Origin of the sequence: Leptothoe sp. PORK10 BA2, from assembly GCF_034932105.1 — a bacterium.
Taxonomy (GTDB): Bacteria; Cyanobacteriota; Cyanobacteriia; order Phormidesmidales; family Phormidesmidaceae; genus Leptothoe.
This window is the reverse complement of record NZ_JAYGIG010000134.1, coordinates 23,017-40,977: the sequence shown is the minus strand read 5'-3', so window position 1 is coordinate 40,977 and position 17,961 is coordinate 23,017. Positions and strand designations below refer to the sequence as shown.

17 protein-coding genes are annotated in these 17,961 nt (G+C 52.6%); 9 read left to right on the top strand and 8 right to left on the bottom strand.

Annotated features, from left to right (window positions below; all coding sequences use genetic code 11):
- Nucleotides 1-371: 371 nt before the first annotated feature.
- Both VB741_RS21735 and VB741_RS21730 read left to right on the top strand, forming a co-directional pair.
- On the top strand, nucleotides 372-833 hold the full coding sequence (locus VB741_RS21735) for a hypothetical protein (RefSeq protein ID WP_323367309.1): 462 nt from the start codon (nucleotides 372-374) through the stop codon (nucleotides 831-833).
- A gap of 29 nt (nucleotides 834-862) precedes the next feature.
- A complete protein-coding gene (locus VB741_RS21730) occupies nucleotides 863-1,816 on the top strand; it encodes a CBASS cGAMP-activated phospholipase (protein WP_323367308.1) in 954 nt (317 codons plus the stop codon).
- Nucleotides 1,817-1,957: 141 nt separating this feature from the next.
- On the opposite strand, the gene VB741_RS21725 is transcribed toward VB741_RS21730, so the two are convergent.
- From VB741_RS21725 to VB741_RS21705, 5 genes are all read right to left on the bottom strand, one after another.
- Nucleotides 1,958-2,230 carry a copper resistance protein gene (locus VB741_RS21725; protein ID WP_323367307.1) on the bottom strand — a complete coding sequence of 91 codons (273 nt, stop codon included), beginning with the start codon at nucleotides 2,228-2,230 and terminating at the stop codon, nucleotides 1,958-1,960.
- Between the two features lie 167 nt (nucleotides 2,231-2,397).
- On the bottom strand, nucleotides 2,398-3,231 hold the full coding sequence (locus VB741_RS21720) for a carbohydrate ABC transporter permease (protein WP_323367306.1): 834 nt from the start codon (nucleotides 3,229-3,231) through the stop codon (nucleotides 2,398-2,400).
- 45 nt (nucleotides 3,232-3,276) lie between these two features.
- Nucleotides 3,277-4,137 carry a Tab2/Atab2 family RNA-binding protein gene (locus tag VB741_RS21715; RefSeq protein WP_323367305.1) on the bottom strand — a complete coding sequence of 287 codons (861 nt, stop codon included), beginning with the start codon at nucleotides 4,135-4,137 and terminating at the stop codon, nucleotides 3,277-3,279.
- A complete protein-coding gene (locus VB741_RS21710) occupies nucleotides 4,137-5,015 on the bottom strand; it encodes a S1 RNA-binding domain-containing protein (protein ID WP_323367304.1) in 879 nt (292 codons plus the stop codon). Before VB741_RS21710 ends, VB741_RS21715 begins: the two co-directional genes overlap by 1 nt.
- A gap of 172 nt (nucleotides 5,016-5,187) precedes the next feature.
- Nucleotides 5,188-5,943, bottom strand: a complete 756-nt coding sequence (locus VB741_RS21705; RefSeq protein WP_323367303.1) for a dienelactone hydrolase family protein — start codon at nucleotides 5,941-5,943, stop codon at nucleotides 5,188-5,190.
- Between the two features lie 256 nt (nucleotides 5,944-6,199).
- On the opposite strand from VB741_RS21705, the gene VB741_RS21700 reads away from it, so the two are divergent.
- Nucleotides 6,200-7,186: a GntR family transcriptional regulator gene (locus VB741_RS21700; RefSeq protein ID WP_323367302.1), complete on the top strand. Its 987-nt coding sequence runs from the start codon at nucleotides 6,200-6,202 to the stop codon at nucleotides 7,184-7,186.
- Between the two features lie 51 nt (nucleotides 7,187-7,237).
- Here VB741_RS21700 and VB741_RS21695 read toward each other — a convergent pair whose 3' ends face one another.
- The 3 genes from VB741_RS21695 to VB741_RS21685 form a co-directional block, all read right to left on the bottom strand.
- The gene (locus tag VB741_RS21695; protein ID WP_323367301.1) at nucleotides 7,238-8,578 is read right to left on the bottom strand and encodes an FAD-binding oxidoreductase; all 1,341 of its coding nucleotides are present in this window, start codon (nucleotides 8,576-8,578) and stop codon (nucleotides 7,238-7,240) included.
- 306 nt (nucleotides 8,579-8,884) lie between these two features.
- The gene (gene mraY / locus VB741_RS21690) at nucleotides 8,885-9,982 is read right to left on the bottom strand and encodes a phospho-N-acetylmuramoyl-pentapeptide-transferase (protein WP_323367300.1); all 1,098 of its coding nucleotides are present in this window, start codon (nucleotides 9,980-9,982) and stop codon (nucleotides 8,885-8,887) included.
- Nucleotides 9,983-10,189: 207 nt separating this feature from the next.
- Nucleotides 10,190-10,450 (bottom strand): DUF3134 domain-containing protein, encoded by a 261-nt coding sequence (locus VB741_RS21685; RefSeq protein ID WP_323367299.1) that lies wholly within the window; start codon nucleotides 10,448-10,450, stop codon nucleotides 10,190-10,192.
- A gap of 425 nt (nucleotides 10,451-10,875) precedes the next feature.
- On the opposite strand from VB741_RS21685, the gene VB741_RS21680 reads away from it, so the two are divergent.
- The 6 genes from VB741_RS21680 (at nucleotide 10,876) to VB741_RS21655 (ending at nucleotide 17,938) form a co-directional block, all read left to right on the top strand.
- On the top strand, nucleotides 10,876-11,463 hold the full coding sequence (locus VB741_RS21680) for a PAP/fibrillin family protein (protein ID WP_323367298.1): 588 nt from the start codon (nucleotides 10,876-10,878) through the stop codon (nucleotides 11,461-11,463).
- A 77-nt stretch (nucleotides 11,464-11,540) separates the two neighbouring features.
- Complete coding sequence (locus VB741_RS21675; RefSeq protein WP_323367297.1) at nucleotides 11,541-12,335, top strand: PD-(D/E)XK nuclease family protein; 795 nt, start codon at nucleotides 11,541-11,543, stop codon at nucleotides 12,333-12,335.
- A gap of 296 nt (nucleotides 12,336-12,631) precedes the next feature.
- A complete protein-coding gene (locus tag VB741_RS21670; RefSeq protein WP_323367296.1) occupies nucleotides 12,632-14,479 on the top strand; it encodes an NAD(P)H-quinone oxidoreductase subunit F in 1,848 nt (615 codons plus the stop codon).
- Nucleotides 14,480-14,575: 96 nt separating this feature from the next.
- Nucleotides 14,576-16,084: an NADH-quinone oxidoreductase subunit M gene (locus VB741_RS21665; RefSeq protein WP_442786423.1), complete on the top strand. Its 1,509-nt coding sequence runs from the start codon at nucleotides 14,576-14,578 to the stop codon at nucleotides 16,082-16,084.
- Nucleotides 16,085-16,168: 84 nt separating this feature from the next.
- Entirely contained in the window at nucleotides 16,169-17,458 is a 1,290-nt protein-coding gene (locus VB741_RS21660) for a CO2 hydration protein (protein WP_323367294.1), read from the top strand.
- Nucleotides 17,459-17,536: 78 nt separating this feature from the next.
- Nucleotides 17,537-17,938 carry a fasciclin domain-containing protein gene (locus VB741_RS21655; RefSeq protein ID WP_323367293.1) on the top strand — a complete coding sequence of 134 codons (402 nt, stop codon included), beginning with the start codon at nucleotides 17,537-17,539 and terminating at the stop codon, nucleotides 17,936-17,938.
- The last annotated feature ends 23 nt before the right edge of the window (nucleotides 17,939-17,961 follow it).

The following is a 17,961-nucleotide window of genomic DNA, read 5'->3' as shown; positions in this document are numbered from 1 at the left end:
CCGAATCGACGCTTAAACTTTGAATTGCTAAGGGTTTGGGTGGCTTCGTAGTTCATCTGCCTAGGTGTAAAGCAATGAACCAAAACCTAAAAATCTACCATAGAAACTATTATGCAAGAGGTCTAATGCTTTCAAAAACTGGATTTCTCAGTTCTGGGGCATTTGGGAACAACTAGAGCATGCACGAGGATACGGACCAATCAACGATCTTCTAACTTCTCTGTTTGGTGAATATCCTACTAAAGAGGTTATTCGTGAAGATGAGCGACGCCTGAATGAGGCACGGCAAGCAGGTCAACTAGGAGTTGTTTCAAGTTCTGGTCTTTTGACAACCCAGTCGCCTGAGATTATCGTTCCGAGGAATACGTTCTATGGCCAATAGCCATTTTCGTGAACAGCCGATTTCATTAGCCGAGCAGATTGTCGTGATGAAGCGATATTTTCCAAAATTTATCGTTCACTGGCGTCGAAATATTGTTTGCTGGATCGGAGAGATTCAACCCGGAGCGATTAGCCAGCGATATCGGATAAAGATAGTTCATCAGCTTCACAAAGTCCCACAAATTTTTGTATTGAAGCCACAGCTTGTAGCTACAAGAGATGAAAGGGTTCCGCATACCTATCCGGGGAATCGCCTTTGTCTGTACCATCCTAAAAAGCGAGAGTGGGATCAGCAGATGCATATAGCAACAACCATTGTTCCTTGGACATCGCTATGGTTGACTTACTATGAGTTTTGGCAAGCAACGGGTGAATGGCTAGGCGGCGGCGAACATCCGGAGCTAAGCCGGTCTAGCAAAAAAACAATGCAGATCGTTGCTAGCCTTCGTTAGACAATCAGTTCTTGACTGAGATACCTTTAATGACAAGGATTTACCGAATACTTTCGATTGATGGTGGCGGCATAAAGGGCGTTTTCCCAGCCGCTTTTCTAGCTACGTTAGAGGATGCTATTGGTGATCACGTAGCTAACTACTTTGATCTAATCGTAGGTACCTCTACAGGCGGAATTGTGGCTCTGGGACTAGGATTAGGGCTCTCAGCCACAGAAATTCTAGGATTCTATGAACGGTATGGACCACAAATTTTCCAACAGCGGACGATCTTGAGTGGATTACGTCATTGGTTATTTGCTAAGTACAGTGATGCTACGTTGCGTCAAGCCTTAGAGGAGACGTTTGGAGACCGCAGGCTTGGGGAAAGTAATCAGAGGTTAGTTATTCCCTCACTCAATCTAGATACGGGAGAGGCTTATCTCTATAAAACTGCTCATCACCGTCGGTTCGAGAGAGATTATAAAGAATTAGTCGTAACGGTGGCTCTAGCGACGTCGGCTGCACCAACATTTTTCCCCACTCATTTGTCAGAAGGTGGAACGGCTTTTATCGATGGCGGAGTGTGGGCCAATAACCCTGCAGCAATTGCTATGATTGAAGCGGTGAAGACGCTGCAGTGGAATCCTGAGACAGTAAGGCTTTTAAGTTTAGGTTGCTCAACACCTCCGGTATCCGTGGGTTGGGAAAGATGGTTGCCTTTAGGAAAGGTCGGTTGGGCGAATAGAGTAGTCGAGATGGTTATGGCGGGGCAGTCTTCGTTCTCGCTAGGTGCCGCTCAGCTTTTTGCCGGGGAGGAAAACGTACTTAGAGTTGATCCTATTGTTCAGCGAAATCGCTTTGCAATGGATGGGGCTGAGAATATAGCGATATTAAAAGGGTTAGGACAAAGTGAGGCAAGAAAAGAATTGCCAAAGCTGCGTCAGTTATTTCTTACTGAACCAGCTCCTCATTTTGTCCCTGAGTGGCAGCTGGACCCCTAGCATGAATATAGATCCTCAGCTACCAAAGCTTAAGTTCAATTAGCAAAGAGTATCTTGGGTTATGGCTTTGACTATCTTAAGTTGGCTAGCGTGGCGACATCAATATGAAAATCTCTACGGCGGAATCCAAAACTACCTGTACTATTCAGCGGCAGGCATATCATCGCCATGGTCCATGCCACCGTGGTCCATGCCACCGTGGTCCATCATTAGCTCCATGCTGGTCGGTCCCGCCGCCTTAATACCCATAGACACCAGACCCGACGTTAATAGACCCATGGAGACTAGCCCCGTAGAAAGCACTCCCATAGAAATCACGCCGATAGAAACGATGCCATGGGCGACGATGCCGATAGCCACGACCCCATGGGCAGATATCCCAACAGCGACAACCCCACTTGAACAGATCCCCATGGAGAAGAACCGTTTCTTTTGAGGTGCACTTAGCGGTTGTGTACTGGGGGAGTGATCTATCACAAGTCGATGTCTGAAATAACCTAGTTATCCTAGTTCCCTAGGTTAACCCCTGTCAAAAGACGGGCTGTCATAGCCGCTTAATTAGCAGCTCAACCCTTGATTCATCAACCTTTGACGCCGCTGTTGATTTCGCTGGGAACGATGTAGCGCTGCATGACGACGAAAAATAGCAAAATGGGGGCGGTGGCGATGACGGAACCAGCGGCAATTAACCGCCAGTCGAGGGAGAAGCTGCCTGCTAGGCGAGCCACCCCCAAGGGGAGGGTGTAGTATTCAGGCCGGTTGAGCACCAGCAGCGGCCAGAGAAAGTCACTCCAGGAGCCGATGAAGACGAAGATGGCGAGGGTGATGAGGGACGGACGGACGGACGGAATCATAATGTGCCACCAAATGCCGAGTTCGGAGCAACCGTCGATGCGGGAAGCTTCTTCCAGTTCCTTGGGGACATTCTGAAAAGCTTGGCGCATGAGAAAAATGCCAAAGGCGGAGGCGATGGCGGGGAAGATCACCCCTAGGTAGCTGTTGGTGAGGCCCAGCTGGACGGTGAGGATATATAGGGGAATCATCACAATCTGGAAGGGAATGAGGATGGTGGCCACCACTAGGGAAAAGATGATCTCTCGACCCCGAAAGTTCAGGCGGGCCAGGGGATAGGCCGCTAGGGAACAGAATAGAAGATTTAAGGTGACGGTGATAATGGCGATCAGGGTGCTGTTGAAAAAGTAGCGGCCAAAGGGCTCGGCTTGCCACACTTTGACAAAGTTGCTAAAGGTGGGTTCCTGGGGCAAAAATCGGGGGGGAAACTCAAAGATGTTTTCGGTCCCAGATTTAAAAGCGGTGCTGACGAGCCAGAGGAGGGGGAGGAGCATTGCGATCGCAATTCCCCCCAACAGCGCATACATCAACCCAATTTCCCACCAGCGCTTCTGATTTAACATCGATGTCACCGCTCACTATACCTAGCTGTATCGAATCCACTACCCTTACCCAAACGTGCGCTTTTGCATCAGCCAGAAGCCAGCAAAAGATTCTGAGTCTGGGTTATCCTGCACCGCCACAAAATGCACCTGGTTAGCCTGCTCTTTGGCCGCCATAAACCGTTCGGCCTCCTGCTTCAGTTCGGGCCGATTCAGACTGGCCATAATCCACGTGTCATTGCTGCCCGTTTCCAGCAACAGCTGGGAGATTTGGCCTAATTGCACATCCAGATAGGCCAGCTCCAGGCCCGACATCCAGGCCGCCAGAGGCAGGGCTCGCTCAGAAAAAATTAGGATGCCAGGGACCAGGGTGTCCGGGGAAATGCTCGCCAGTTCCAAGGGAAAGGCCTCACCAAAGCCAATATCCCATTCGGGCATATCTGCCAGGCCCTTGGCGGGCAGGCTGACCATGGCCCAACGTTGGCCCATCAGGGCATCGGGTAGGGGCCGCGCCATTTCTAGGGGCTGGATCGTAGAGGCTGAGGTGCTTGCCTGGTAGCCCGGTTGCTCTGGGTAGAAATTTTTCTGCCGGTCGTCCAACCAGCTTTGGAGGGTGAGGGTGCGGCGACTGAGCCGAGCCGGTAGGCCCAGCTCATCGCAGGCCCGCTTGATCATGTTCTGCATCTGATAGCGAAAGAACCGAATCCGCAAAGGAGACTCTCCCACTTGGTCAATGGCTTCTTGCAGAGCGTCCCTCAGCTCGATGGAGTTAACCTGTTGATTAGACAGAAACTTGCTATAGCGTAGGTTGGGACCCTCCTCGGCAATGGACTGGGCTCCATTACAAATCAGCACTTCCCACTGTTTTTTCTGGTTGTCATCAAGGATGGGACGCGAGTAAAAATCCAATTCCCATACGCTACCCATTAATCCTCTTGCTCCGCCATTAGCTTGCTGGGGTCCGCCGCCCGCTCAGCGGCTTCGGCCATGAGCTTGTCGGGCTCCTTCATAATCTCGCCAGGATATTTTTCTAACACCTTGGTGGACAGGCTAATGCGGCCCCTCTCTTCATCGATGTTCAGCACCACGGCCTTCACCGCTTGCCCCACTTCGAACACATCCCCAATGGAGGAGACAAAACTCTTACTGATTTGCTTGACGTGGAGTAGCCCCCGGGCTCCGTCAAAATCAATGAATACGCCAAAGGGCTTAATGGCTCCCACCTTGCCATCCACCAGCTGCCCTGGGCGGAGCTGCCCCATGACGGCGGTCCGGGCCGCGTTGCGACCGGACATCACCAGCTTATTGTTCTCTTGGTTCACTTCTAGAAACGCCACGGAAATGGTTTGGCCCACTAGGGCCGACAGATCCTCGGGTGGGTTAACCAGGTGGGAGCGGGGGATAAATCCGCGCAAACCTGCCACATCGGCCGTCACACCGCCCTTATTGGTGCCGGTGACCGTGACATCCACGATGTCCTTATTGACTTCCCGTTGCTCTAGCTGGGCCCAGACTTCCTTGATTTCCAGCTGGCGGATGGACAAAATTACCTGACCGTTAGCATCCTGGCCGCGAATAATCATAAACTCCCGCTCACTGCCCAGGGGGACGGCTGTTTCGAGGGAGACACCGGAGTCTACGGATGCTTCACGAACGGGGAGAAAGGCCGCTGCTTTGCCACCAATATCGATGTAGGCACCATCATCCAGGTGGCTATCCACTTTGCCCTTAACGACTGCTCCTTTGTCAAAGTTGAAGTCGTGTTGGTCTAGGGCTTTGAGAAAATCGTCAGCAGAAAAGGTCAACGGTCTAAGGCCTGCCAGGGCAGGCTCCCATAAAAAGTCAGTTTTTCAAGTGTAAGTCAATTTTTGCTCAGCGAAATCTGAAGTTTTGGTGGAAGGGGGCAATAGTCGACCTATGGTTGATGTTTTGTTGGGCGGGCGGGTCAGGGGTTAGGGGAGAAAGGGGTCAGGGGCATTAGCCCAATTGTTCGGCCAATAGCTGCTGTACTTTTTCCCAGGCATCGGCGGCGGCATCGGCATTGTAGCTGCCGCGTCGGTCGCAGAAGAAGCCATGGCCTGCCCCTTCGTAGGCAAAGATTTGATGATTAATGTTGGCCTGCTGGAGGGCTGAGCGAATCTGGTCTACGGCTGCTGGCGGGATGGAGGCATCCTCGGTGCCAAAGAAGCAGTGGAGGGTGCCGGTGATTTGAGGGGTGCGGTCTAGGGCTACTGGGCCGGGGCCAAAGGCGGTGTCGGGAATGCCTGCGCCGTAGAAGGATGCGATCGCAACCGTATCGGCCAACGTGGCCGCTAAATAGGCCACATGGCCCCCAAAGCAAAAGCCGATGCAGCCGACACCGCCATCTTTCACCTGGGGCAGGGTTTTGGCATAGTCAATGGTGGCCTGGATATCGCTGAGCAGCTCATCTGCCTGGGTTTCCATCTTGTACTGGCGACCCACCTGAACATCCTCAGGGGTGTAGCCTGCTTCAAAGCCGGGGGCCTGTCGGTGGTAAAGCGCTGGGGCGAGGGCGACATAGCCCGCTCGGGCCAGCCGTTCGGTGATGTCACGAATGTGGCCATTCACCCCAAAAATTTCCTGCAGGACCACCACCGCGCCAAAGGGACCCTCACCGTTGGGCATGGCTACATATACCGGTAGGGCTACCGGTAGGGCATGATCGCCGCTTTTGACTTCAATGGTTTTAGTTTCAATCTGGGGTGTCACCATGCTCCGACCGCTCCATGCATCGCTCCTATTTTGCCGTTCCCTGGTGGCTTTTTAGGTAGCCAATTTTGGCGGGTGAACAACTGCGGTTTCTAAAGTTTTGTGTCCTATGCCAGTCAAATGACAATTGTCACATCGCAAAACCCGGTTTCGCGAGTACCCTCTAGGTAATATTGGGTAGTCTGGTTGTGGTTTGCTCTATTCCTAAGAACCCGAACCCATTCCCATTGTCCCGTTAGACGGCAACTGAGCGCGATCCATGGTGCAATTTCATATTCAAACTGATAGCGAGATTCCAGCCTCTACCCAGCTTTATGACCAGATTTGGTTTGCGATCGCATCCCGCCAATATCCCCCTGGCTATCGCTTACCCAGTACCCGTCAGCTCGCCATGCAGACGGGGCTGCACCGCAACACCATCAGTAAGGTGTACCGCCAGCTAGAAGACGCGGGCGTGGTTGAGGCCCAGCCCGGTTCTGGGATCTACGTCCGCACCCAGGGTAGTGTCGAAATCGACAAACCCCGGTCGCCGCTGCTGGCCCAGTTTCCCAAGGCCCAGGAACTGGTAGAAACTAGCCTAGATGAACTACTGCGCCAGGGCTGTTCCCTACACCAGGCCCGCGAGCTATTTCTCGGAGAAATCGACTGGCGCTTACGCTGCAGTGCCCGGGTATTAGTCACCACCCCCCGCCAAGACATTGGGGCCGGAGAACTCATGGTGCGAGAACTGGAACAAGCCCTACGCATTCCAGTCCAGCTAGTGCCCCTAGAGGAACTGGAAGATGTCCTATCCCAAACCCGTTCCGGCACCGTCGTCACCAGCCGTTACTTCATTAACGAAGCCGAAGCCATTGCCGCTCCCAAGTCCGTGCGCGTCATCCCCATCGATATCTATGACTATGCCGAAGAACTGGGCCTGCTAAAAGATTTGCCCAAGGACACCTGTCTTGGGTTAGTCAGTCTCAGCTCCGGTATTCTCCGTGCCGCCGAGGTGCTGTCCTACAGTCTGCGAGGGGATGAGATTTTGGTCATGACCGCCCAAGCCGAAGATGACCAAAAACTCTCCGCCGTGGTGCGCAGTGCCCAAACCATTGCCGCCCTAGATAAGGCCAGTTTCCCAGCGATTAAGGAAGCCCTACAAGCGGCCAGAGAGGACATTATCCGTCCACCCAAAGTGTTCTATTGCGAGAATTACATTGGCGAGAAATCCATCGAGGTGCTCAAACGAGAACTCGGTCTGGACTAGGGAGCATCCCCATCGAAAAAGACGCTAGATAGACAAAAGATAGACAAAAATTTAAGCCGGTGTGCGTTCCAACCAACCCCGCATCTTGCCAGGATTCAATAACCCATGGGGATCGACCTGGGCCTTGAAGGCGACTTGGGCTTCGTTAACTTCCTTACGACCGCCGTCTTCCAAAATGTACGTATGGGGATTAGCAATAAATGCCCCCTGGGTTTCGTGGTAGCGAATAATCTCATTCAGACGCTGTTCAGTGGTGTAGCGCACCAGCTGTAGCGCTGCTGGACAGACCTGACCATTCACCCGAAAGAATTCTAGATGCATCATGACTTCATCCCCAAAGTGTTGGTACATGTGCTCCACCAGCTTCAGTTCCGGGTCGTAGGGGAACAGGGTTTGTAAGTAGGTGAGGCTAGGGTCCACATTGCGCGCATGGAGCGTCGTGTGGTTCCAGGTAAACTCAGTCAAGGCCGCTCCTTTCTTGGCGGCTGCCGCTGTTTTTTCATAGGTAATCGTGCCGCCATGGGCTTTAACCAGTTCGCTAAAGGGTTCCAAGGAGGCCTCGGCAATCAGCAGCAGGGCGGCGGTTTTACCCTCTGGCAGGGCATCCTGCAGGGCCACAAAGTAGCTGGGAATGGGCCATGGATGGATGCTGATCAGCTTTTTAATGATGCCGTCGGCTTCGCCTAGGGCATAGCCAAAGTGAGCGGCGGTCATAAAGTCATTAAAGGTGACAATCACCTCGGCCCAAGGGTAGGCGGGGGCCAGCGGAATTTCAAGGGCGGTGATGATCCCGTTGGTGCCATAGGCGTGGTTGACCTTTTGCACGTCGTCACCTCTGAGTTCCAAGATGCGGGGGGTGTCTTCCATGGTGACTAAGCGGACCGCCTGGAGGTTACCCCGATCGGCCAGCTGACCGTAGGTGATCGACCCAATACCGCCGCTACCACCGCTAATAAATCCGCCGATGGTGGCCGTGCGATAGGTGGAGGGGGCCATGCGAATTTCCCAGCCCTGCTCGCGGGTGATTTTATCAATGGCGGCCAGTTTGGCCCCGGCTTCCACATAGGCGAGCCCCGGTTTGACCCATTTCACCTGGTTGAGCTTGCTCAGATCCAGGATTACTCCCCCTGCCAATGGAATGCACTGGCCGTAGTTACCGGTGCCCGCTCCTCTGACGGTGAGGGGGGTGTGGGTGGTGACGCAGGCTTGGGCCACCTGTAACACTTCAGCTTCGGTGGTGGGTCTCACCACCAGATCGGCGACCTTATCGTCCAGCTGGGCGGTGAGGACTGGGCTGAAGTGATAGTAGTCCTTGGAGAGCTTGGCAACCTGGGTAGGGTCTTGAATCACCTCCAGGTTGGCGAGGAGAGACAGCAGTGGGGGGGTGGTCATGGTGGAAAAACAGGTATAGAAAAAGGGGCAGTGGGGTAGGTTGGGGGCAATGGGGCAAACTCACCACAATTGAAATCAAGACTTGAAATCAAGCTACTGGGACCGTCAAGGAAAAATAAACTTCCAGCCGTCCTGGGAACCTTGCCATCGTAGGAGTAGTGTGACAAGAATTCTCATCTGGAGCAAGGTGAAGTCTGGTAGAGGCTTGGCAAACTGGCCTAAAGCAAAACAGCGACGAAAATCGCCGCTGTTACAAACGCTGTATGTAGTTTTGGAATTCTGGTGACCTTGAATTTGGCCGATGGCCTAGCTTAGGGTCGTTAGGGCGAAGCAGGAAAGTAAACCGGCGACAATATAAAACACAGTTACTACCTGAATCTCTGACCAGCCCGATAGCTCAAAGTGATGGTGTAGAGGCGCCATCTTGAATAGACGCTTGCCTTTGCCGTCAGGTCCTTTGGTGGCTTTGTAGTAGCCCACCTGCAGAATCACCGACAGGGTTTCTGCGACAAACAGGAGGGTAATAATCAGCAGGGCAAACAGATGACCACTGAGGATGCCTACGGCGGCTAACGCCCCGCCCAAGGCCAAGGAACCCGTATCACCCATGAAGACCCGAGCGGGGTTGCGATTGTGGGTCAGAAAGCCGACACAGGCACCCCCCATGGCCGCGCAGAAAACCATCAGCTCTGGGTAGTCGGGGGCAATTAATGCGCCTAAACCCAGCAGTGCGATCGCACCTGTCCCTGCCATCAATCCATCCACACCATCGGTGAGGTTGGTGGCATTACTCTCCGCCACCATGGTAAATCCGGCGATGGGCCAGAAGAGGATACCGAGGGGCAGAATCAGGCCAAAAGGTAGGGAAACACGGGTGATCTCAGCTGGCTGGCTAGCCAGCGCCCAGGCACAGAAGGCAATGGCAAATCCGATCTGTAGGGACAGCTTCATTTTTGGGGAAATGCCCTTATTAGACCGATGCTGCAGCACTTGCCAGTCATCAATCCAACCAATAAAGCCATAGGCTAGGGTCAAGGCACATACCGCTAGGGTATTGGTGTCACCTCTCGAAGCTACGATGGCCACTAGCAAGGCAACCGGTACAAAAAAGATGCCTCCCATGGTGGGAGTACCTGCTTTTTTTAGGTGAGCCTTAGGGCCTTCTTCACGAATAAACTGCCCTGCCTTCAGTCGCTTCAGCACTGGCACCACGACGTGACCCATGAGGGATGCGCCAATGGCTGACAGTAAAAATGGCATTAATAGGGTGGACTGACTTAACCAGTCACGTCCTGCCCAGGTATCTAGACCAGCCGCCAAACAAGATAGGACTCCCATCAATAGGAGCGAGAGACCCGTACCTGTTAAGACCGTTGTCCTAGAGGTAAAGAATTTAGCATCCACAAATTGCGTCCTTCACACCACACACACTTCAAGCGTTTAGCCCCTGCATCCGTACAGAATTGTCTGTAGACACGAAGTACTAAAAAAAATTAAAAAACCTCACGTTTAGATTCTCTAGCCAAATCTGCTGAAAGTCTAGGAATCTAGGCTACAAAATCTCTAAGTATAAAAACTTATGTTCTAAGGCAGCCCCATTGAACTGAAAATCTAATCATCGTCTTCAGGATCGATGTCAGGCCCGTCGTCGTCAGTATCATCCGAATCATCGAAGCTAGCATCCTCGCTACCCATCAGATCGGATATTTCTTCGCCATCTGCTTCCTCCCGTATCTTTTCCGTTGCCTCTCGAGCAATCAAACGACCGCTGCTGTCTAACCAACGAAGAATAGATGAGTCGCCACGCTCAGGAATCGCCTCCGCATGTTGCTGGCGAGGGATTTGACGGACGGAGGGATTATATTTAGTCATACGCGTTTGGGGTTGAGACTTGGATTTAGATGAATGCCCCGAGCACTGACATTAGCAAGAAGTAAGGTCAGGACAGGTTCACTCTAGGCAAGGACTACCCTAGGTTTTCCTGTGCCCAGAGAGTGTAACTCCGCATCAAGAATATACAGTAGTTCAGACAGGAGTTCGGATCCAATCACCCGTAGTTAGGTGGTTTGCCGCTGAATATTACGTATTTTGTGCCGTGCCCTGCCAATAAAGTATGAAAGCCTGCTGTTGTCAAGTATTTGATCATAAAAATTTGCTAGTTCTTGATATGGGCCACCCTAGGGTTGGGTTTCTGTTGGCTTAAACCCTATGGGTGAAACCACTTTCCAGTTTCAGCTGATAACTTGCTCTGTGGCAAAACCTAGGGCTGGCCGTGGCCCCTGTTTATTACCAACACCATGATTCAAAAAACTGACCTTTTAAATGCGATCGCACCCACCAATCGTGGGTTACTCACATCCCCTGAACAGCAACAAGCCATTCTTACCCAGGTTGCCCGCCTAGAGGCGTGTAACCCCACCCCCAGCCCCCTGACAGCAACCGACCTGCTCAACGGCAACTGGCAACTGCTCTATACCACCAGCTCCGAACTCCTGGGCATTGATCGGTTTCCCCTGCTCACCTTGGGCAACATCTATCAATGGGTCGACATGGCGCAGCAGCGGATTTACAACCTAGCCGAAATCAAGTCGGTCCTAGGCGGGTTAGTCTCAGTCACCGCCACCTTTGAAGCCGTTTCAGAAAAGCGAGTCAACGTCCAATTTGATCGCGCTATTTTTGGCTTACAAGCCACCCTCGGCTACCAGAACCCCAGTCAGTTTATTGCCACCTTGCAGCAAACCACCAAGTTCAACCTGATCAAAGGCATTGACTTTACCATCAACTCAAACCGTGCCCCCGGTTGGCTAGAGATTACCTACCTAGACGACACCATGCGCATTGGCCGAGGCAACCAAGGCAGCACCTTTGTCCTCTGCAAAGTTTAACTCCCCAAAAAACTCTCCTCTCGTCTCCCCTGCCCCCTGTTCTCCTAAGCCCTCCCTTCCTACTTTCTACTTTCCCCATGTCCCTGCCTGTCATCCCCCTATCCCAGGCCCACCTCACCCTCCTAGAAAGCTGTCCCCGCCGATTCCAATACATCTTTAACCAATCCTTGGCCGTGCCCCCCAAACCAGAGGGGCAAGAGGCCGCCCTGTGGGGCAGTCAGTTTCACCTCCTCATGCAGCAGCAAGCCCTGGGGCTGTCCATTGATGTAATGTCCACGGCCAATGGGGATATGACCGCCAAAATAGAGGCGCTGCGGCAGCGGGCTCCCCACCTATTTCAGGCAGCACCTGGGGAAATTTTGCGCCAAAGTGAGCATCAGCGCACCCTGGCGTTTAATGGCTATCTGTTTACGGCGATCTATGACCTGGTGGTGTTGACCCATGACTCCGGCCTGATTGTGGATTGGAAGACCTATCTAAAACCACCGCTCCAGCAGTATCTTGCCCGAGACTGGCAAACCCGCCTCTATCTATATATATTGGCGGAGACCACTCACCTCAGGCCTGATCAGCTCACCATGGTCTATTGGTTTGTGCGCCATCGGGATGAGCAGGGGGAGGATCTACCCCCCAGTGACTATCGTTTTGCCTATGGCCAGCAGCAGCATGATCAAACCAGGGCTGATCTGGTCCGCCTGACTGACGATCTTTCGGACCTCCGTCAGGGAGACGAGTTTCCCCAAACCAATGTGCTCGAGCGCTGTGGCCCCTGCCCCTTCCAGATCCGTTGCCAACGGGGCAATGAACCAGCCTTGCCCCTGGAACTCGAAGGCATTGAGGAAATATCTTTGATGCATCCTTCACCGACTTAGATAAATCTAGCTAAACAATTGCATTAGAAATAACCGATTGAGTTGCTGGCTTTTTGGCAGGTCGCTGTTTACACTTAGGATACGAATAGACTTTAGTAAATCATTTCTGAATTTAGATAGACTCTAGTAAATGATCTTCTGAGTTCAATTCATCGATCTTTGGGCTGATAGTTGGAAGTAGAATGCCTATGGTTACTCTTCTTGGTAATCTATGGTCCCTTCCGGTTCGATGCTTTACCTGTTCCGTTTCGACCCCCTCCCCCCCCGTTTCTACTGTTGTGTTGTGAACGTACTCCATGGCTGAGGTTTATTTACAATCAGGCTGGCTAATTCCGCTATACCCATTGCTGGGTATTTTGTTGACGGTGCCCTGGATGTCGCTGCGACGCACCGGGCCCCGCCCTGCAGGGTATATAAATATATGCACAACGGCCATTGCCTTGGTGCATGCTGTGCTGTGTTTGCAGGCGGTCTGGGGGCAGGTGCCCCTGCGCTGGTCGATCACCTGGATGCAGGTGGCCGATCTGTCGATTGAACTGCCATTTGAGCTGTCGTCGTTGAGTCTGGCAGCGGTGGTGGTGGTGGTAGCGCTCAACCTGCTGGCCCAGATCTATGCCATTGGCTATCTAGAAATGGACTGGAGCTGGGCTCGTTTGTTTAGCCTGTTGGCCCTATTTGAAGCGGGTATGACGGCGTTGTTGCTCAGCGACTCGTTGTTCTTTAGCTACCTGATGTTGGAGATTTTAACCCTGGGAACCTATCTGATTGTGGGATTTTGGTTTAACCAGCCACGGGTGATAACGGGGGCGCGGGATGCGTTTTTGACTAAGCGAGTCGGGGATCTAATCCTTTTGATGGGGGTGATTGCCATATATCCACTGGCGGGCACCTGGAGCTACACGGAGCTAGCCCAGTGGGCGGCAGATAGCCCCATCAAAGGGACCACCATAGCCACCCTGGTTGGTTTGGCCCTATTGGCAGGTCCTATTAGTAAGTGCGCCCAGTTTCCGTTGCATCTGTGGTTAGACTCTGCCATGGAGGGGCCGCTGCCTACTACAATCTTGCGGAACTCCGTGGTGATTCCCGTGGGGGCCTGGGTGCTGATTAAGCTAACGCCTGTGTTTGCCCTTTCTCCGGTGGTGGATGGGGTGGCCGTGGCCATCGGTACCATTAGTGCTATTGGCGGCGCGCTCATATCCATTGCCCAGGTGGATGCAAAGCGGGTGCTGTCTTATTTGACCAGCACCTTTATGGGGTTGGTGTTTATTGCAGTGGGGACATCCCAGGTGGGGGTGGCCTATTTCTTGCTCATGGCATTTGCGGTTGCGATCGCCACACTGATCACCAGTACTGGCTCCGTTATGCTCACCTGTGTCACCCAAGACCTCACCAATCTAGGTGGTCTGTGGTCTCGGCGTCCGGTCACCGCCCTGTCCTTTATCCTCGGGGCCCTAGGCATTTTAGGCCTGCCCCCCTTCGGTGGCTTCTGGGCCATGCGCTTTCTCGAAACAGGCCTCTGGTACGACGGTCAGCTCATACCGTTTGCTATTGTTTTGGCCATCAACGGCCTCTGTGCCTTTAGCCTAGTGCGCATGTTTTGCCTCATGTTTGTTGGCCAGCCCCAGATCATGAGTATTCGTGCCCCAGAGCCCATCTGGTTGGTGGTCATCCCCATGGTGTTCATGGCGGCCCTAACCCTGCACATCCCTATCATGCTACAAACATTGAATCTGTTGCCCCTCATGCAAACTTCCATTGGCATGACTGGACTACTGTTAGTTATTTCCAGTGGTTTAGGCCTGGGTCTGGGGATTTTCTTATACGGCATGGGAGAGAAGAAGCTGCCTACGGATTATCTGTCTCCATGGTTAGTCAACCTGATGGCCGATGACTTTTACACCACTGGTCTCTACCAAAACCTATTTATTTGGCCCGTGGCCACAACGGCCAAAGGGTTTAACTGGGTTGAGCGCTATGTGATTGATGGTGTTGTCAACTTTGTCGGCGTAGCCTCCCTATTTAGTGGCGAAACCTTAAAATATGCCAACCCTGGACGCTCCCAAGTCTATATTTTCACCATTGCCATTTGCGTCGTGCTCCTGGGTCTGTTCATGGGCTGGAGCTATTTGCCAAGTCTCGGTTAAATGCCCCCTACCGTCGCTATTTAGAGCCTGCAGTGACCGCCTATGGTGTGAACTAAGTGGGTCTATCCATATGTTTTTTACCCTAAGCAAACCATGATGCTAACCCTGTTGATGGGGCTGCCATTGTTAGGAGCCCTGGCGTTAAGTCTTTCCCCCCCCGCCAAAGCGAAGCTAGTTGCCCTCTGGGGAGCCGGACTGTCGCTGCTATGGACAATCTGGTTATTTAGCCAGTTTGACTTGGGTAACAGTCAATTTCAAATGGTGGAGACAGCGGCTTGGCTACCCTTCCTCGGGCTAAGCTACGACTTGGGCGTGGACGGCCTTGGTTTACTCATGGTGGGGTTAAATACCCTCTTAACCTGGATCGCAATTTATAGTTCTAGGGCGGATATAGAACGGCCACGGCTGTTTTACAGTTTGATGCTGATGACCAGTACGGTCATTTCAGGAGCGTTTTTGGCTCAAAACTTTCTCCTGTTCTTTCTCTTTTACGAAGCCTGTCTCATACCCTTATATCTGTTGATCAATATCTGGGGCGGTGAAAAGCGGAGCTATGCCGCCACCAAGTTTTTGATCTATACGGCCTTGTCCGGCGCCTTGGTATTAATTAGTGGGTTTGGCCTGTTGTGGCTTGGGGGGGCAGAGAACTTTAGCTATGCCGCCCTAGCCGATACTGACTTGTCCCTCCGGTTGCAGGTGCTCCTCTTGCTGCCCCTAGCCATTGGGTTTGGCATCAAAGTGCCCATGGTGCCGCTCCATACCTGGTTGCCCGATACCTATGTGGCCGCCTCCACTCCGGTGGCTATTTTGCTGGGGGGTGTCTTGGCTAAGCTGGGCACCTATGGGCTGCTGCGCTTTGGCCTCAGTCTGTTGCCCGATGGCTGGGCCATAATCGCTCCCTGGATTGCCTCCTGGGCAGCGGTGACCATTATTTACTGTGCTTTCTTGGCCATTATTCAGCGAGACATTAAACGCATGGTGGCCTATAGCTCCGTCAGCCACATGGGCTATGTGCTGCTGGGTATTGCCGCGGGCAATGACCTCAGTCTGTCGGGCTGTATTGCCCAAATGATCGCTCACGGTCTGGTGCTGGGAGTTTTGTTTCACTTGATCGGCCTGATTGAAACTAAGGTGGGGAGCCGTGACCTGGATCGGTTGAACGGGCTGATGAACCCTGTGCGGGGGTTGCCCTTTGTCAGTGCGGTTCTGTTGCTGGGGGCCATGGCCAGCGCGGGAATTCCTGGCCTGGTTAACTTTGCGGCTGAGTTTGCCGTGTTTATGGGGAGTTATCGGGTCTTTCCAGTGCAAGCCCTAGTGGGAATTGTCGGCACTGGTTTGACGGCTGTGTATTTTGTTATTTTGCTCAACCGCACTTGCTTTGGTCGGTTAGATAACCAACGAGCTTATTACCCTAAAGTCTCTTTTGGCGAGCATGCTCCAGCCTTAGTGCTATTGGTGTTCATTGTGGTGTTGGGAGTCCAGCCCAATTGGTTGATGCGTTGGACCGAACCGACTATGGTGCAAGCGATTGATATTGTGCCTGGAACGGCTCATGTCGCGTTGCAAGACATAGGGGCTGTGCTCAGGGGGGATGCTCCTTCTTGATCGGGATGACCCTGGAGAAAAGACTTTAGGTTTTGTTTTTGGTTTAGGGGTCTGTGTTTGGCCCTGCGTTCTCTTTCTAAAACTATGGCTACTACAACTACAACACCCCTACCTTTGTCTAATCACGTCCATGCCGATATCATTTATCGGTTAGAGGCCGGGGGCTCTATGCTGCCAGATACCCCTGAGAATCTGATGCAGATTATCGGCATTTACAAGGCCTATGCTGTCCCCATGGACTTTTACTGGCGTGACCTGTTGTACATTGGTGAGCGCGTATTTCTGCAGCCGCTGCCGTTCTTCAAATACTTTATTTCCCAGGACTATTTAAAGCGCCAAAATACCTATGCTGGGGACCAATCTCCCCTCCGGATTTGGCGAGGGGTCGGGGAAGCTCATCCCGAACTGCTGGAGTTTATGTCTAAGGGGGAGGTGGGTCGTCAGTTACCTCGGCTGTTACACCATTTGGGCCATGATCGCGTCAACATGGAGTTTGCCGAGGCCTGTATGCGGGCGATGTTTTGGCATGAGGATCTCAATCCAACGTTTAATGCCTATCTCTATAGTGATGAGTATTTAGCGGCGGCCGATGGGGCAATTAAGGCCTATTTCAAGGGTAACTGGGCCATGCTAGGTCTCTATAAACTCTTCCCTGACATGTTTATGGAGCAGGTACGACAGCTTTCGTACTATGCCAACCTGGGGTTGTTTTGGGAAGTTATGGCTCCGGTATTTTTTGAAATGTCGGATATCTATGACCAGGGTGGCTTTGCCGGTGTGCCCGATGCCATGAACTTTTTAGTGAATGGCATTTTTGCGGTGGCGGGTCGCCCGATTTATCACCATGTATATGTGGGGGATGAATGCTTTGAACTCATTCCCAAGTCAGTTGGGTTTACCTGGCTCTATGAGGCGGCCTTACCCTATGTGGAAGCTGTGTTTTATCGCACGGCTCCGTTTCGCGGTACAAAATCCTACGATGCCCAGGCCAAACAGGTGCCGGCTCAACAGACAGACTTTCACTATGGCATTCTCTACGCCGATGTCTTTCCGGTAGGCAGTGCGGGGATTCCGCCCACCCTTCTGATGCAGGATATGCTGCATTTTTTGCCCCCCTACCTACTGGACTATTACCAGCAGCATTGTCGGGGGGAGGATGACCAGCTGATTCAGCTAGGGATTACTTTCCAGCGGTCAATGTACAATGTCACATCGGCGGTGATTCAAGCATTGCGGGCGGCCCTGTACTATCCCCTCGACGATCCGAACCCAGAGCATTTGATGGCCAACCGGCGTTTCTTTGAAGCCCAAATGGACCGATTCACTCGGCCAGAGGCGCGCCTGCGCGATATCCAGCAGGCGGATTATCGGTAGGGTACCGGCTCTACCCATCAGTTCTACCAAAATCCAGCGGCCATGGCTGGAATCTCTTTCCCCCCAACTTTCTTAACCATGCCTAACATTGTCGAAATTGCGGTCAGTGCCCCTGGCTTTGAAACCTTGGTCGCGGCGGTGCAGGCCGCCAACTTAGTGGAAACATTGCAGGGGGAAGGTCCCTTTACGGTGTTTGCTCCTAACGATGCGGCCTTTGCCAAGTTGCCCCCCAACACGGTGAATAATCTGGTGCAGAATCCACCGCAGCTGGGTCGTATTCTTTGCTATCACGTCGTATCGGGACGTTGGGACAGTGCGCGGTTGCAGGAGTCATCCGAGTTGACTTCCGTGGAAGGATCACCCATTCCCATTCGCAGTCATAGTCCTTTGGAAATTAAAAATGCCACGGTGATTGCTGCGGACATCGAAGCCAGCAACGGCATTATTCATGTGATTGATACGGTGATGTTGATGGGGTGATGTGCATGGGACAGGCCTCAGGA